The sequence below is a fragment of the Pseudonocardia sp. genome, assembly GCF_025465255.1.
GTDB lineage: Bacteria > Actinomycetota > Actinomycetes > Mycobacteriales > Pseudonocardiaceae > Pseudonocardia.
The window spans coordinates 22,978-37,960 of sequence record NZ_JAODNI010000088.1 but is presented as its reverse complement, the minus strand read 5'-3'; the positions used below and the strand labels follow the sequence as shown (position 1 = coordinate 37,960).

Here is a 14,983-nt window from a genome sequence, read left to right as displayed (position 1 = left end):
ACGGGCAGGCCGGTGAGGCGGGCGATCTCGGTGAGCGTGTGCTCGCCACCTTCGGTAAAAGCCAGGGAGGATCGAGGTGATCTTGCTGGTGACCGAACGCCCTGTTCCGGCGGAGCTTCCAGCCATGGACTACCTCCTGCGCATCGCGTGCGCGGCATCGATAGGACCGGCCCAGGACCGCCGACAGGGCGACTGCACGGACGGAGACAAGCGCCAGTGGCGCTCATCCCCCGGGTGATGACATCCGAAACCGCCTTCGAAGCTCGAGCAGCTTTGAAGTGCGCACATCGTCCTCGGCGGGTTGAGGTTTCCCCGTTAGCCCCATGGCGCAACGCTGGTGTCGAGGGCTTCCATCGAACCGCCCAAAACGGTAAAAGACACGGAATGCAGGGAAGCCTCGTCGGCCGCTACAGCCAACTGCCCGAAAGGCAGCGATGATGGCTTCACGAGGAGCCGTGCGATCTCCCGGAGCCGCTGCCCCCTCATGTGGCGCGGAAGGGGTTGGTTCGCCGCCGAACGGGCATGTCGTGTCGTCGGCGAAGGAGGCGGCTATGGCCGAGTCGGAGTTCGAACAGCACAGCCACGAGGCGACGGTGCACGACCACGAGCATTGGCACGTCACCCACAACTGGAGCGAGACCGCGGGCACATTCGAGCACCTGGCCTCGCGGCACCGGCACGAGCACGATCATGCCGCGGTCGACCACAGCCACGTCCCGCACGCGGATTTCGACAGTGAGCACGGCGGGGAGGCGCACATCCACGATCACGACAAGCCGGTGGAGACCGATCAGCGCGGCTGAGCGACCTCGCAGGCGACGGCGGCTTGGAGCCGATGACGAGTTCGCCGCGCACGTGGCCGCCGCCGGTGAGGCCCCCGCGGAGCTGGACGGCGACCCGTGGCGCGAGTGATCCTTGCTACCGGGGTGCTGGTCGCCGCGGTGCGCGGTCGCCTCGACCTCCCCGCAATCGCCGAGGAGGACGACGTCGCGCTCCCGGCGGTGGCACTGGCCGAGTACCTCACCGGCGTCGAGCTCGACACCGACCCGGCCCGCCGGGCCGCCCAGCAGGCCTTCCTCGAGGAACTGCTGGCCGTCACCCCGATAGCGGACCCACCCCGGAGGTCGCGGGCCACCACGCCGCACTGCTGGCCCACGTCCGCCGCGCCGGACGACCCCGCGGCGCCCACGACCTGATCATCGCCGCCACCGCACGCGCCACCGACCGGATCCTGGTCAGTACCGACGCCCAGGCCGGCGGCTTTGCGGACCTACCCGAGGTCAAGGTCCGAATGCTCGCCTCATGAACCAACCGGTGCGCGGACTCGGCCCGCACCGGGCTAGCACGGCGAGGGCATCGCAGCGGGCGGCTCCCCAGCTCAGCAGCCGGTCATTCACCGCGACCTGCGTCTTGTCCCCGCGCCTGTTTCCCTCGAAGCTGGACCTGCTGGCTGCGCGCCCCTTGAGCCGAGGAGCTGCACGATGGGACTTCTGGAGCGGCTGCTGCACGGCACGGTGGCCCGGATGGTGGCCCACGAGCTGGCCGAGCAGCTGGAGAAAGAGCAGCTCGATGCGCTCTACCGGTACCGTGTCCATAGCGACCGCTCGCGCCTGCACATCCACCCCACCGCGGTGGTCAACAACGCCCTGTTCAACACGGGGGGCGGCACGATCACGGTAGGCGAGTACGCCTTCTTCGGGCACTACGTCGCGGTGCTGGCCGGCGGGCACGACATGCAGAAGTTCGGTCGGGAGCGGCAACTCGCCATTCCCCGCACCGGTCACGACGTGGTCATCGGAGACGGCGTCTGGCTGGCCAGCCATGTCCTGGTGCTCGGGCCCTGCACCATCGGCGAGCACGCGGTCGTCGCCGGTGGATCCCTGGTGCGCAACGACGTGGAGCCCTACACCGTCGTCGCCGGCCGACCCGCGAAAGTGGTCCGGAGGCTGAGCCCGCCCGCGGACGTCCGCAGCACCCCCTCCAGCGGCTGACCGTCTGGTCGTCGGGGCTCCGTGATCGAGGCCGACTCCACGCTGGGGCGGCCAGCGGAGGCCAGCAGCCCTGCGCATGGTTGACAGCAGCGCTGATGTGGACCCGACATCTACCGCGGTATGCCGCCCACCATGTGGGCGCCCCCGACGCCCCGGTTGATCCGGGATGCACGGATGCTCATCGTCGGTTATCAGGCCGACCTCGCGGCGCTGGCCCGAGATGATGCTCCATGATCGACCCCCACCGGACAACCTCGTGCAGTGAACATGTACGAGGTGTCCGCCGAGCAGACCAGCGCCTTCGGCGCGTTCTCCCTGACGTACCTGACCGGGGAGATCGACGGACACGACAGCCTCGCAGCCGACGGTGCATTGCCGATCCCCGGCCGGTTCTTCGCCTACTACTGGAACAGCTCACCGCGGATGCGGCTTACGTCCAGCCCGATGATGACCTCGTTGAGGTAGGCCGCCACCTCGTCGAGGGCGAAGCGCAGTTCGGGCACGCGGGGATCAGTTCAGACCGGCGCGGGCACCGGTCGAGGCGACAACGAGCGCATCCGTCGCGACCGGGCGGATCCGTCGCGACCGCGACCGTCCGCCGGGGGTAACGGTCCGTAGATCACCCGCGAACGGTCGGTTGTGTTTACCGAGGGGATGCCCGATGGCCCCGATCGCTGGCAGCTAGTGGCTCGACACGCTGTGTCGACCAGGTGATTGATCTCGGCTGTCGTCCCGGCAAGGCTGCCTGCACGTCAGGTGCGGGAGGTGAGGGTGACTCGTCGACCCAGTGTCTTCGTGCGGGACCTGTCGATGGACGAAGGTCGCAAGCTGGCGCGGATCTCTCGGAGCGCGAAGAGCCCGGTCCGGCTGCGCCGCGCGATCGTGGCCACCTGGATCTGCACGATCGCCCGAACGTCCCCCGCCGACTGGGGGATCACCGCGTTCTCCACCTGGTCACTGGCCAAGCTGCGCGCCCACCTCGTGGGTGAGGGCATCGTCGCCGAGCTCAGCCGAGAGACACTGCGCCGGATCCTGCACACCGGCGGGTTTCCTGGCAGACCACGACCACGTGGAAGGCCTCCACCGACCCCGACTTCATCCCGAAGATGCCCCGGCCCTGGACCTCTACGACCACCCACCCGCCGACGGCCGCGTGGTCTGCGTCGGTGAGTTCGGGCCGCTGAACCTGCTACCCCGCAAGGGCAAAGCCTGACGGCCCCGCCGTCAGCCCCGTCGGTTGCGGGTGACCTACACCCGCTCGGACGGCGTGATGCACTCGAGGCCGAGTTCGCCGCGCTGCGCTACTTCGCCCTCAACGGCACCGACCACCGCAGCCACGCCGAGCAGAACACCGCGATCGCCGCCTATGTCCGCTGGCGCAACGCCCGAGCCCAACCGAAGGCCAACTTCGCGGTCGGACCACCGATCCGAACCTGGACCAATTACCCGGCAAAGCAGCGTGGCAAGCCACTAGACCGTCCGACCTACGACGACACCCTGTGCAGTCTCTGCGGAGCAATCGTCCTCAGTCCGAGGGCGAGGGCCGCCACACGATGCTTCACGACCTGCTCGTCGTCCTGCTCGAAAGATCGGTGCTATCGAACCAGACGGATCCTATTCGGCCTGGGCATCCTGCGGAAGGAACGGCGCTGCTCTTACGCGTCCCTTGGCAGCAAACAGAATGACTGGCGCCTGTCCCCGCAGACTGAGCAGTAGGAGCGAGCCGGAAGCCGACGCACAAGGCCAGTCGCGGATCCCGCTGTCTGGGAGGTTGTGTGCCGGCATTCCGCGTGGGTAGTCGGCCTGGCCCCCCGGCGTCGAGCGTGACGAACCCGCCCTGTGGCTGACCGCCTTGGCGGCCCGCATCGGTCGGTAGTCCTCGGCATCCAGCCCGCCTACCTTGGTTGTCGCTGCTGCCTGCGCTCGGCCCGCTCCACGACCCCTCCGCCCAACTCGGAATCAGCACCCAGATCCGAAAACCGTAACGGCCACTGGGGGTAGACCGACGAATTCGACAATGACGAGTTCGCGGCCGGCCACCTCCGAGGCGATGAACGGCAGAGCGCTCGCCCGGCTCGACGCAAAGCGGAGATGGCTGTGCTGCACATGCCCGCGGCGTTCACCGAGCAGCGCCGCTGCTGTAGGCGACGTCGGCGGAAGCCGCGTGGCCCACGGCCCAGGAGAGGAACCTGCCATTGCGATCAGGGAGGTGACGATGTCGGACCTCGTCGGCCGCCGGGCGGCGATCGTGTCCTATCGCCTCGGCATGGCCGACGGGGTGTCGGTGACCGCCGCCCAGTGGCGGACCGCGCTGCACGCCCTGGGGATGCGGGTCCGCACGGTGGCCGGGGCGGGCCGGGCGGACGTGATGATGCCGGGGTTGTCCGCGCATGCGCTGCGCCCCCCGTCCCGCCGCGCGCTGGCCGCCGCCCTCGACGACGTCGACGTGGTGATAGTGGACAACGTGTGCTCGCTGCCGATGAACCGCCACGTGGGCGAGGCGGTCGCGGCCTACCTGGCCGGGCGGCCCGCGGTGCTGCGTCACCACGACCTCCCCTGGGAACGCCAGAGCTACGTCGACGTGTCCGACTGGCCCCCGAGCGACCCGGCCTGGACGCACGTGACGATCAACGAGCTGGCCCGCCGCGCGCTGGGCGACCGCGGGATCGCGGCGACCACGATCTACCACGGCTTCGGCGACCAGCCTTGTCCCGAGCATCGGGACCGAGTGCGCCGGCAACTCCGCGTGGTCGGCGACCGCCCGCTGGTGCTTCAGCCGACCCGGGCCATCGCCCGGAAGAACGTCGCCGTCGGTCTGGCGCTGACCGCAGCCCTCGACGGCACCTACTGGCTGAGCGGCCCGGCCGAGGACGGCTATCAGCACGAACTCGGCGCGCTGCTGCAGTCGAGCCCGGTGGCGGTGCGGCGCAGGCTACCGACGGGCGTCCGCATGCCGTGCGCCTATGCGGCCTGCGACGCGGTAGTGCTGCCCTCGTCTTGGGAGGGCTTCGGGCTGCCGTTGATCGAATCGGCGCTGCACCGCCGCCCCATCGCGGTCGGTGAGTTCCCGGTGGCCCGCGAGCTCGCGGCGTACGGGTTCCGCTGGTTCTCCGCCGCGGATCCCGAGCCGCTCCGTAGCTGGTTGGCCGATCCCGACCCGAGCCTGCTCGACCACAACGAAGCCATCGCGCGGAAGCACTTCGGAATCGACGCGCTGCGCCGCCGGCTCGGTCTGCTCCTGTCGGGCAGCCCCCTGTGCCACCCTTCGAATCCCGCGTGTGACGAAGGGAACGGCGCATGCGCATGCTTGATCGGCTGATCGCCGGCGTACTGAGCGGCCCGGTCGACGCGCTGGTGGCCCAGAGGCTGGCCGCCCACGTCGAACAGCTCAAGCTGGACGCGCTCTACCAGCCCCGCTGGCACGGCGACCGGTCCCGCCTGCACCTGTCCGTCACCGCCGTGGTGAACAACGCGTTGTTCAACCTGTCCGGCGGCACGATCACCGTCGGCGAGTACGCGTTCTTCGGCCACGACGTCGCCGTGCTCACCGGCACCCATGACATCGAGAAGTTCGGCCGCGACCGCCAGCTCAGCTTCCCGCGCTCCGGCCGTGACGTGGTGATCGGCGACGGGGTCTGGCTGGCCAGCCATGTCCTGGTGCTCGGCCCGGTGACCATCGGCGATCATGCGGTGGTGGCCGCCGGTTCGCTGGTGCGCGAGGACGTCGAGCCCTACACCGTGGTGGCCGGGCGACCAGCCAAGCCGATCGACACGATCACCCCGCCCGACCGATGAGGCTCGAGATCGGCGCCGGAGAGAAGCCGCACCCCGACTACGACCTGCACGTCGATTTGCTGGCGCTGCCCGACATCGAGGTGCGCTGCCGGATCGACCGGCTGCCCTTCACCACCGGCTCGCTGGACGCGCTACGCGCCAACCACGTGCTCGAGCACCAGAGCTACGAACTCGTCGACGCGACACTGCGCGAGTGGGCCCGGGTCCTCAAACCCGGCGCCCCGGTCGACATCGGCGTCCCGGACGCGAAGTTCGTCGCCACCCAGTGGGTCACCGGCGAGATCGACACCGCCGAGGCCAACCACTGGATCCTGGGCGGGCACTCCGAGCGGGCCGCCCACCGCGGCGTCGACGCCCGCGGCGTACCACTGTGGATCTGGAACGCCCATCACACGATGTTCGACGCCGATTCGCTGCGCTCGGCCGTCGAGCCACACCTGATCGTCCGCGAGATCCTCACCTACGACATCCGCAACCTGCGCTGCTACGCGCACAAGCCCTGACCCCCTCAGACGCCGACGATCGGATCCTGTGTCGGCCGGAGCCGTCGTTCGCACCACTCCGTGCCCAGGCTGCGCCGCTGTACCTCCGGGGTCGGACGAGGTGTCCGCAACCTGACTTTGGCAGCGTGCGATCAAGGTGTGCCTGACTCCGGGCGGATCCCCTCGGTGCGCTCCGGGCTTCCCGGTAAGCGAACTTCTTGTTGAGCACGTCGACGGTGGTCTTCTGCTTGTACTTCCAGTTGTTGAGCCACGCTTGGATAGTGGAGGGGATTGCCGCCAGGCCGTGTCGGGCGGCATGGCCCACTTGTTTGCGCAGCCGCAGCGTCCGCTCCGCCGCCTGAGCGGCCTCAAGAAATGGCCTCCATCGGCGAGGTAAGCCGCATCGTGACCGCCGATCCCGCTTGCGGAATGCGCTGCTGGCAGACTGCTCCGATGCCAGTCGAAAGTGGATCTACAAAGGCCCGTCGCCGCTTGCCGAGGCCACCGATGAGGCCTGCGGCGAGTTCCCGCAGAACCGCGCCCAAATCGACAGCGGCAAGAAATGAGTGACGATGTCCCCAAGACTGGCCAGCTGTATGATCCCGCGACGAACCAAGTAGTTGTCGAGATCCCCTTGTGCGGCGACATCGAGTTCATGGAAGGCGACGAGATTCGGCGTCGGTACCGCTTTCACGATCAGGAGTTAGCCATCGATAACGGAGGCTGTCGAGATGGCGTTCACCAACAAGATCCGATACAGGGCCCGGGAGCTCAGGGGTCGTATCAAGCGAAACAGCGGAGAGGTAACCGGCGATCGGCGCCTTCGGGCGCGAGGGGCCTCGGAGCGAGCTGGATCATCCCCTCGGCGTGCTCGGTCCTGCATTCCAGTGCCGAGCAAACTGGCTGCGCCTCGTCGACCAGCCGGATAGCAACGCTCGGCCGCGGCGAAGCTGCGGCGGGATCCGTGACTGCGGGATCGTGCCCCCGAGCAGCAGGTCGCGCAGCAGCTGACGTTGCTGCGATCGGTCTTCATGCGGCGTTTCGAGCGCGGCGGGCCACGGTCTCGGCCGATCCGGGGACCTGCGCCCCGATCTTTGCTCCCTGCAGCTCCTCGGCAGGATGTGGCATTTGCCTGCCGACTGCACTCCGGACGTCGCAACTTTTGGTCCAGCTGGCGACGAGGGGCTTCACGGCGCGGTCGCGGTGGTACACCGTCTGTATCGGGAGGGGCCCACCATGACGAACTCCAATGAATCCGACGCGAAGGGCTCCAAGGGCGTCCGATCCACCTCAGGCCCTCGGGGAGAAGCCGTCCGATCGGCGAGGCGGCGGGCCCGCGGCACCGCGACGGGCGCCGCCGACGCGGCGACTTCACGGGTCAAGGGCGTCGCGAGTAAGGCCAACCCAGTCGCGACAGGCCGAACTCCACCCGACGATCGTGGTCGGACCGCCCCGAAGGTGTCAGAGCCCGGGGCAGCGGCACTGAAGAACCTCGCCGAGAGGGGGGCCGGCGCAGTTCAGGGCACGACCGGAGCTGTGGATTCGACGCTCCGGGGCACGACCGAAGCGGTGGATTCGACGCTCCGAGGCACGACCGAAGCCGCGAATTCGACGCTCCAGGGCACGGTGGGAACAGTAGTTTCGACGCTGCGCACCGGCGTCGGGGCAGGCCTCAGCTTAGTCGTCCACAAGGCGCTTCTGCTGCTGCAGCTACTCAGACGGATCGCACTACAGGCCATCGAGGCACTCCGGCAACTCGCTCGTCGCCTGCGGGAGTACGGCGGGGTCGAGGCTGACGACTCGGCCGAGGTTGACGAGGATGAGGAGCCGGCGCGGGACGGCGCGGGAGCCGGTGGCGACCGCCCCAAGCGAGGCTGAACGCCTCGGTACTCCTGCCGGTTCGTTCCATCACCCACAGGCCGGGGTGGCCTGCCCCCTGAGCTGCCGACTCCAACGGGCACGTCGTTGTGAAGCAACTGCCAGTACTGCAACGGCAGTTGCTTGACGTGATGGTGGATCATGTCAGCTGTGGTTGTCGATGTTGTGGTGGCGGAGTTGGATCGGTTGCATGCCCGGGTCGCGGGCCGGTTCGGGCGGGCGGAGCCGCGGGCTCGGGTGCGGGCCTACGTGTCCGGGCTGGTCGCGAGTCTGGAGCGGAAGAACGGCTGGACCCTGGCCGCGCGGGCGGGTGAGAGTTCGCCGGACGGGATGCAGCGGCTGCTGCGCTGGGCCGATTGGGACGTCGACGGCGTCCGGGACGACGTGCGGGACTACGTGGTCGAGCAGCTCGGGCGGCCCGGCGGGGTGCTGGTCCTGGATGACACCGGGTTCGTGAAGAAGGGTGTCCGCTCGGCCGGGGTGCAGCGGCAGTACTCCGGCACGGCGGGGCGGGTGGAGAACTGTCAGATCGGCACGTTTCTGGCCTACGCCTGCGACCGGGGGCACGCGCTGATCGATCGCGAGCTCTACCTGCCGGAGTCCTGGATCGCGGACCGAAACCGCTGCCGGGCCGCGGGGATCCCGGAGGAGGTCGAGTTCACGACCAAGCCGCGCCAGGGCATGGTGATGCTGCAACGTGCCATGGATGCGGGGGTGCCGTTCGCCTGGGTGACCGCGGATGAGGCCTACGGGCAGGCCAAATACCTGCGCGTCTGGCTCGAACAACACGACGCCGCCTACGTGCTGGCCACCAAATGCAACGACACCCTGATCACCGCGGCCGGCGAGCAGCGCGCCGACGACCTGATCGCCACGCTCCCGGCCCGGGCCTGGCGGCGGCTCTCGGTCGGCGCCGGCGCGCACGGACCGCGGACCTACGACTGGGCGCGGATCCCGATCCGCATCGGCTGGGCACCCGGACGCGGGCACTGGTTGCTGGCCCGCCGCAAGATCGCTGACCCGACCGAGATCGCCTACTACGTCTGCTACGGCCCCCGTCGCTCCACATTGGTGGACCTGGCCTGGACCGCCGGGTCGCGGTGGCGGATCGAGGAATGCTTCGCCCAGGCCAGGAACGAAGCCGGCCTGGATCACTACCAGGTCCGGTCCTGGCGGGCCTGGTATGCCCACGTCACCCTCTCGATGCTCGCCCTGGCCTGGCTCGCCGGGACGAAAGCCCAGATCACAAAGGGGAAACCGGTGCCCGCGACCAGCACATGATCAGTTTCACGCTACCGGAGATCCGCCGGCTGCTCGTGCACCTGATCCTGCAACACGCCGCACCCGCCGAACACGTCTGGTCCTGGTCCCACTGGCGACGCCGACGCCACAGAGGTGATTGCGATGGATGTCGTTTCCGTCCCCGCAGGCGGCGGCGAAGTCCTCACCGGTCCGAACCGGATCCGCATTCTGGAGGACGGCTCGAACACCGGACATCGGATCGGGCTCATCGAGGCGCGATTGCCGCCGGGCATCGGCGGTCCGCCTCAGCACATCCACCGTGAGCACTCGGAGACGTTCTACGTCGTATCCGGGACGATGCGCTTCACGTCAGCCGACCAGTCCGTCGACGTTGCCGCCGGCGGACTGGTGACCGCGCCGGTCGGTGCTCCGCACACCTTTTCCAACCCGGACCCCGACGAATGGACGATGTTCGTCTGCACGGTGGCCCCTGACCTGTACATCGGCTATTTCCGCGAAGTGACCGCCCTGCAGGTCGAGCACGGCGGCGTGGACGAGAAAACGCTCCTGAAGGTGATGGCCCGCTACGCGACCGAGCCGTACCGGCCGCCGGGACCATAGGCGGACCTGTCGAGAACTGTCATCGAAGAGGGCCAGTGCTGAAGCCTGGCACGTCTACGCCGCCTCCCACCCCTGGCTAGGCCGACGTGGTGATGAGCTCGTCGGTGGCCCACTGTGCGACATTGGCGGGGTAGGGCGCTGGCAGTCCGAGGACGATGTGCTGGAAGCCGGCGTCGGTCGCTTTGCCGATTGTGTCCTGGGTGATGCTGGGCTGGTCGTAGGAGACGGGCAGGTGGATCGAGCGGGTGACCGAGGCGGGGTCGCGACCGATCTCGGCGCAGTAGCGGTTCAGCAGTGCGCTGCGGCGGACGGCGTCGTCGATGTCGCCGCCGGGGATGTTCCACAGGTCGGCGTGCTCGGCGACCACGCGCAGCGTCGGGGCCGAGCGTCCGCCGATGAGGATCGGCGGGCGGGGGCGCTGGACGGGTTTTGGGTTGCAGAACGCCCCGGTGAGGTGGACGTATGTGCCATGGAAGTCGAACGGTTCGGCCTCGGTCCACAACCGCCGGACAACTGTGCATGCTTCGGCGAGGCTCCCCACGGCGTGGGCGGAGTCGTGGAAGGGCAGGCCGTGTGCTTCATACTCGCGCCGGGCCAGAGGGTGGCTGGGTCGTGAGCCTGCGCCGATACCGAAGTCGAGCCGTCCGCCGGAGACGATGTCGACGGTCGCGGCGATCTTGGCCAGCATCGCGGGCGGTCGGAAGCGGTTGCTGGTCACGAGCACGCCGAGGCGCAGTCGTTGGGTCTGTGCGGCGAGGGCCGAGAGCAGTGTCCAGCCTTCGTAGGTCGGTCCGCTCGGGTCACCGCCGATCGGCATGAGGTGATCGAACAGCCACGCATGCTCGATCTCCGGGATGGTGTCCGCCTCGCGCCAGACCCGCAGGACGTCGTGGTAGGCGACCTGCGAGGGGGCGGTCATGATCCCGAAACGAGGCCGGGGTGTTAGCGGCATGGAGCGATTGGTCCTTTCAACTTGGGTGGGACACGCTCCGGTTCAGACGTGACGAGCGATCAGCGACGTCGCTGCGCCGCGTCAAGCAGGGCGGGCGGCGCGTCGTACTTCTCGTGTGCGGCGAGGTCGACGCCGGGAGCGACGATCGCGTCGATCGCGTCGAGCACGTCGGCGGAGAGCACGGTGTCTGCGGCGGCGAGCTGAGAGTCCAAGTGGTCCATAGTGCGGGGGCCGATGATCGCGCTGGTCACGGCGGGGTGCGCGGTGACGAATCCGAGCGCGAGCTGGATCATCGTCAGACCGGCCTCGCCGGCGACCGTGGCCAGCCGCTCGACGGCATCGAGCCTGGCCCGGTTGGAGGGGATGGCGGTGTCGAAGCGTTGCGGCATGAATGCCGAGCGGCTGGTGGTGATATCCTGGCCCTCGCGGATCGCGCCCGACAGCCAGCCCGAGGCCAACGGGCTCCACACCAGCACGCCGAGTCCGTACTGCTCGGTCACGGGCAGGACGTGGATCTCGATCCCGCGCTGCAGGATCGAGTAGCTGGGCTGTTCGGTGACGTATCGGCTCAGGTGGTTCTCCCGGGCCGCCCACTCGGCCTGCACGATGCGGTACGCGGGGAACGTCGAGGAGCCGAAGTAGCGGATCTTTCCCGCGCGCTGCAGATCGGTCAAAGCCGACAGCGTCTCCTCGTCGCTGGTGCTCGGGTCCCACCGGTGGATCTGGTAGAGATCGACATGGTCGACGCCCAGACGGCGCAGGCTGTTGTCCAACTCGGTGACCAACCAGCGGCGCGAACTTCCCTGATGGTTGCGCTCGTCGCCCATCGGCATGCTCGCCTTCGTGGCCAGCACGATGTCGTCGCGGCGGCCGGCGATGGCCTTGCCGACCATCTCCTCTGACTCGCCCTGGCTATACATGTCGGCGGTGTCGATAAGGTTGATCCCTCCTTCCAGGGCGGCATCGACCATGGCGGTGACCTCGTCCTGGGTGGTACGTCCCAAACTGCCGAAGTTCATCGCGCCGAGCACGAGGGTGCTGACCTGCACACCGGTGCGGCCCAAGGTGCCGTACTGCATGACCGTTCCTCCATGAGAGGTGAAGCGAGTTTGCGATGCGTGGCGTGGTCTTGGCTCGCCTGTTCTGGCATCCTGAGCAAACGGAGCCTTGTTCCGCTAACCAACATACGGAACACGGTTCCGTTTGCCAAGTGGAGTGACGGAGGTAGCGGCGCAGTGGTCGACATCGACAGCGGATCAGGGTCGTCAGCCCCGCGGAAGCGGGCCGACGCCCGGCGTAACGAGGAGACACTGCTGGACGCGGCCGCCGCGGCTTTCATCACTTCCGGCGTCGATGTGCCCGTGCGCGACATCGCCGCCAAGGCGGGCGTTGGCGTCGGCACGATCTACCGCCACTTCCCGACGCGAGCCGATCTCATCGTCGCCGTCTACCGACACCAGGTCGAGGCATGCGCTGAGGCCGGTCCGACACTGCTGGCGAACGGCAGCACCCCGCACGCCGCCCTGGCGCGTTGGATCAACCTCTTCGTCGACTTCCTGGTGACCAAGCGCGGCCTCGCCGAGGCGTTGCAGTCCGACGATGCCGCCTTCGAGACTCTGCACGCCTATTTCCTCAGCCGCCTCGTCCCCGTGTGCGCCCGGCTGCTCGACGCTGCTGCCACGGCGGGCGAGATTCGCCCCGACATGGATGCCTACGAACTGCTGCGTGGCGTCGGCAATCTCTGTATCGGCGCGGACAACAACCCCCGCTACGACGCACGTCGCATGGTCGAGCTCGTCATCGCAGGACTGCGCCTCCACTAGCCAATGCGTTGGTCATGCCCTGCACGTGGTGGGAGATCCGGTCGGGTCGCATGCCACAGGCGTACCGCGCGGTCGTCGTCGCCGTTGCCCTCGGCGGCGAGGGCCCGCGCGGCGAGGTCGGCGGCCTCCAGCATCCGCGCCCGCACCGCGACCCGGTCCAGGTCGGGCTGGATCTCCCCGCACAGACCAGCGGGGTCGCGAAAGCTTCCGCCGCGGGAGCCGGGAGACGACATCGTGCTGACCGCGCATCTGGCGTATCGCCCGATCAAGGGGCACGGTCAGGTTGGGCTGCCGCTGATCGTGACCGCTACCTCCTCGGAGGCGCCGCCGCGCATATGGGAGCGTCGTATGCAGGTACCCATGCTGGCACCGCCACCGGAGCCACGCGGTGTGCCCGCGCTGCCCAGCGAGCTGATGCCGGACCGATGGTGAGAAGTTGCCAACTAGTCAGCGAGGCACCGCGCCATGGTTTCCTGAGAGCGGCGGTGGTGGTGGAGGGGCCGTGACGCTCGAGTTCGGCGCGGTTGAGCTAATGCGGTGTCTTGTCCAGGACTCTGCCAGCGACCGCGAGGTCTTCCCAGGCCATGCCGACCGATCGGAAGACCCGCGGACGATCCTGGTCGACTTTTGTGCCGGCGACGAGGTCGGCCAGAGCGATGACATCTGCGAGCTCCTTCGCGGCGACAGCGCTGGAGACGTCTGCTGCCTCGCGTAGCGCAGTCTCGCGGTCCTCCACGACGACGGTTGATCGGCGCAGGATCTGCGTATCCAGCTCGCGCGCATCCTGGGTGTGCGAGCCCATGGCGACGACGGTCGCATGCGCAGCGGGTCGGCTGCCGTCGAAGAGCGGGGCGGCCGAGGACGTGCAGCAGACGATCAGGTCTGCGCTGCGCACGTCGGTGTTGACAGCGGGACGCAGAGCGACCCCGTCAATGCCACGACGGACGAATGCGGCAGTCCCGTCTGGTGTACGTCCAGAAACGGCGACATCGTGGAGCTTGCGGACCGTCGACAGCGCACGGATGTGCGCCTCAGCCTGGGGACCTGTTCCGAAGATCAGGAGCCGGCTGGCATCGGGGACTGCCAGTTCCTCGACCGCCAGCGCCGAGAGTGCCGCGGTACGGAGCAGCGTCAGAGCGGCCCCGTCGATGGCGGCCAGCGGCTGCAGGGTGGCGGCGTCGTGAAGGAGGTACGTCCCGGTGATGCGCGGTAGTCCGAGGCTCGGATTGGCCGGCGCGACTCCCGTGATCTTTACGCCGACCAGTTCCTGGTCCTCGGCGGGCATGAGCAGCAGATGACCCATGCGGACCGATGTCGCGGTGCGGGCGGTCGCCCCCGTTGACCGGCCCGACACGACAGCTTGCCTCAAGGCGGCGATTGCGTCAGCGATGGTGACGAGCTCACCGAGCCGTGCGCTGTCGATCACGTCCAGCACAGGTTCTCCAGTCGAGCGGGGGATGACAGGTCGACATGCACGGGTCGTAAGATAATCTAATTATGCTACGAGGTCCAGCGATTCATCGCCGCGTGAGTAGCGCCGCCAGTGCCGCGGCAGCATCAGCGGCGTAGTCCTGGTCGATACTGCCCGGCATCAGGACCGCCTGTTGAGCCAGGCCTCGAAGCAGGGCGGCCAGCGCGGTAGCCATGCGGGACGCGTCGTCAGCGGTGGTCCGGCCCAAGGCGGCCTCCGGGGCCATCCGATCCGCAAGTAGCCTGGTCAACCGGTCGATGACAACCGGTATTGCATCTTCGACAGGACCACGGCGGGAGTCTCCCCGGAGGACGAGAATCACGGCCTCCAGCTCGACGGCGTAGCGATCTCTGCCTTCCGGCCGCGTGACCACCTGGAAGACCATCCGGGCGTACCGACGCAGGACTTCGTCCAGCGAGAGCTCCGGGTCTCGGAGTGAGGAGAGGTCGGCTTCGAGTTCTGCTGCAACCAGCTGCACGGCTGCATCCATGAGCTTCTGCTTACTGCCGAAGATCGAGTAGATCGCCCCCGTCGTCAGGCCGGCGCTGGCGGCGATGTCCTCCAGGCGAGCAGCCTGATAGCCGCGGTGAGCCATCTCGGCGATGGCGGCGTCGAGCAACGCTGCCCGGTTGCGCCGCCTGACCTCTGTCCGCTGCATGTCTCGCTCCTTTCCCGGCCACCCTCTAGACACGAGGGCGCGACCGGCTGTTCAATAATCTCATTATCTG

At 68.3% G+C, this 14,983-nt stretch carries 16 protein-coding genes; 12 read left to right on the top strand and 4 right to left on the bottom strand.

Annotation, left to right across the window (positions count from 1 at the left end):
- Nucleotides 1-551 precede the first annotated feature (551 nt).
- The 11 genes from JWP64_RS09270 (at nt 552) to JWP64_RS09220 (ending at nt 10,009) form a co-directional block, all read left to right on the top strand.
- A complete protein-coding gene (locus JWP64_RS09270) occupies nt 552-803 on the top strand; it encodes a hypothetical protein (RefSeq protein WP_297494627.1) in 252 nt (83 codons plus the stop codon).
- 96 nt (nt 804-899) lie between these two features.
- Nucleotides 900-1,196 carry a hypothetical protein gene (locus JWP64_RS09265; RefSeq protein WP_297494625.1) on the top strand — a complete coding sequence of 99 codons (297 nt, stop codon included), beginning with the start codon at nt 900-902 and terminating at the stop codon, nt 1,194-1,196.
- Nucleotides 1,197-1,481: 285 nt separating this feature from the next.
- Nucleotides 1,482-1,991, top strand: a complete 510-nt coding sequence (locus tag JWP64_RS09260; RefSeq protein WP_297494623.1) for an acyltransferase — start codon at nt 1,482-1,484, stop codon at nt 1,989-1,991.
- A 261-nt stretch (nt 1,992-2,252) separates the two neighbouring features.
- Complete coding sequence (locus tag JWP64_RS09255) at nt 2,253-2,456, top strand: hypothetical protein (RefSeq protein ID WP_297494620.1); 204 nt, start codon at nt 2,253-2,255, stop codon at nt 2,454-2,456.
- Nucleotides 2,457-4,206: 1,750 nt separating this feature from the next.
- Nucleotides 4,207-5,310, top strand: coding sequence for a hypothetical protein (locus JWP64_RS09250; RefSeq protein ID WP_297494617.1), 1,104 nt, complete (start codon nt 4,207-4,209; stop codon nt 5,308-5,310).
- Nucleotides 5,289-5,786: an acyltransferase gene (locus JWP64_RS09245; RefSeq protein WP_297494615.1), complete on the top strand. Its 498-nt coding sequence runs from the start codon at nt 5,289-5,291 to the stop codon at nt 5,784-5,786. Before JWP64_RS09250 ends, JWP64_RS09245 begins: the two co-directional genes overlap by 22 nt.
- Entirely contained in the window at nt 5,783-6,289 is a 507-nt protein-coding gene (locus JWP64_RS09240; protein WP_297494611.1) for a methyltransferase domain-containing protein, read from the top strand. The genes JWP64_RS09245 and JWP64_RS09240 overlap by 4 nt, the downstream gene beginning before the upstream one ends.
- Before the next feature lie 401 nt (nt 6,290-6,690).
- Complete coding sequence (locus tag JWP64_RS09235; protein WP_297494608.1) at nt 6,691-6,834, top strand: hypothetical protein; 144 nt, start codon at nt 6,691-6,693, stop codon at nt 6,832-6,834.
- 892 nt (nt 6,835-7,726) lie between these two features.
- A complete protein-coding gene (locus JWP64_RS09230; RefSeq protein WP_297494605.1) occupies nt 7,727-8,146 on the top strand; it encodes a hypothetical protein in 420 nt (139 codons plus the stop codon).
- A 150-nt stretch (nt 8,147-8,296) separates the two neighbouring features.
- Nucleotides 8,297-9,427, top strand: a complete 1,131-nt coding sequence (locus JWP64_RS09225) for an IS701 family transposase (protein ID WP_297494601.1) — start codon at nt 8,297-8,299, stop codon at nt 9,425-9,427.
- A 123-nt stretch (nt 9,428-9,550) separates the two neighbouring features.
- Nucleotides 9,551-10,009 carry a cupin domain-containing protein gene (locus JWP64_RS09220; RefSeq protein WP_297494598.1) on the top strand — a complete coding sequence of 153 codons (459 nt, stop codon included), beginning with the start codon at nt 9,551-9,553 and terminating at the stop codon, nt 10,007-10,009.
- Between the two features lie 76 nt (nt 10,010-10,085).
- Here JWP64_RS09220 and JWP64_RS09215 read toward each other — a convergent pair whose 3' ends face one another.
- Both JWP64_RS09215 and JWP64_RS09210 read right to left on the bottom strand, forming a co-directional pair.
- Nucleotides 10,086-10,961: an LLM class flavin-dependent oxidoreductase gene (locus tag JWP64_RS09215; RefSeq protein WP_297494594.1), complete on the bottom strand. Its 876-nt coding sequence runs from the start codon at nt 10,959-10,961 to the stop codon at nt 10,086-10,088.
- 59 nt (nt 10,962-11,020) lie between these two features.
- Nucleotides 11,021-12,040 (bottom strand): aldo/keto reductase, encoded by a 1,020-nt coding sequence (locus tag JWP64_RS09210; protein ID WP_297494591.1) that lies wholly within the window; start codon nt 12,038-12,040, stop codon nt 11,021-11,023.
- 165 nt (nt 12,041-12,205) lie between these two features.
- On the opposite strand from JWP64_RS09210, the gene JWP64_RS09205 reads away from it, so the two are divergent.
- Nucleotides 12,206-12,784 (top strand): TetR/AcrR family transcriptional regulator, encoded by a 579-nt coding sequence (locus JWP64_RS09205; RefSeq protein ID WP_297494635.1) that lies wholly within the window; start codon nt 12,206-12,208, stop codon nt 12,782-12,784.
- A 529-nt stretch (nt 12,785-13,313) separates the two neighbouring features.
- On the opposite strand, the gene JWP64_RS09200 is transcribed toward JWP64_RS09205, so the two are convergent.
- Nucleotides 13,314-14,219, bottom strand: coding sequence for an ornithine cyclodeaminase family protein (locus JWP64_RS09200; RefSeq protein ID WP_297494588.1), 906 nt, complete (start codon nt 14,217-14,219; stop codon nt 13,314-13,316).
- A gap of 82 nt (nt 14,220-14,301) precedes the next feature.
- Nucleotides 14,302-14,913, bottom strand: coding sequence for a TetR/AcrR family transcriptional regulator (locus tag JWP64_RS09195; RefSeq protein ID WP_297494585.1), 612 nt, complete (start codon nt 14,911-14,913; stop codon nt 14,302-14,304).
- Nucleotides 14,914-14,983 lie beyond the last annotated feature (70 nt).

What these genes read in the sequence shown, in the direction of transcription:
- JWP64_RS09250 (WP_297494617.1), top strand. Translation starts at nt 4,207, where the DNA reads ATGTCGGACCTCGTCGGCCGCCGGGCGGCGATCGTGTCCTATCGCCTC.
- JWP64_RS09245 (WP_297494615.1), top strand. Translation starts at nt 5,289, where the DNA reads ATGCGCATGCTTGATCGGCTGATCGCCGGCGTACTGAGCGGCCCGGTC.
- JWP64_RS09215 (WP_297494594.1), bottom strand. Translation starts at nt 10,961, where the DNA reads ATGCCGCTAACACCCCGGCCTCGTTTCGGGATCATGACCGCCCCCTCG.
- JWP64_RS09270 (WP_297494627.1), top strand. Translation starts at nt 552, where the DNA reads ATGGCCGAGTCGGAGTTCGAACAGCACAGCCACGAGGCGACGGTGCAC.
- JWP64_RS09220 (WP_297494598.1), top strand. Translation starts at nt 9,551, where the DNA reads ATGGATGTCGTTTCCGTCCCCGCAGGCGGCGGCGAAGTCCTCACCGGT.
- JWP64_RS09195 (WP_297494585.1), bottom strand. Translation starts at nt 14,913, where the DNA reads ATGCAGCGGACAGAGGTCAGGCGGCGCAACCGGGCAGCGTTGCTCGAC.
- JWP64_RS09240 (WP_297494611.1), top strand. Translation starts at nt 5,783, where the DNA reads ATGAGGCTCGAGATCGGCGCCGGAGAGAAGCCGCACCCCGACTACGAC.
- JWP64_RS09260 (WP_297494623.1), top strand. Translation starts at nt 1,482, where the DNA reads ATGGGACTTCTGGAGCGGCTGCTGCACGGCACGGTGGCCCGGATGGTG.
- JWP64_RS09210 (WP_297494591.1), bottom strand. Translation starts at nt 12,040, where the DNA reads ATGCAGTACGGCACCTTGGGCCGCACCGGTGTGCAGGTCAGCACCCTC.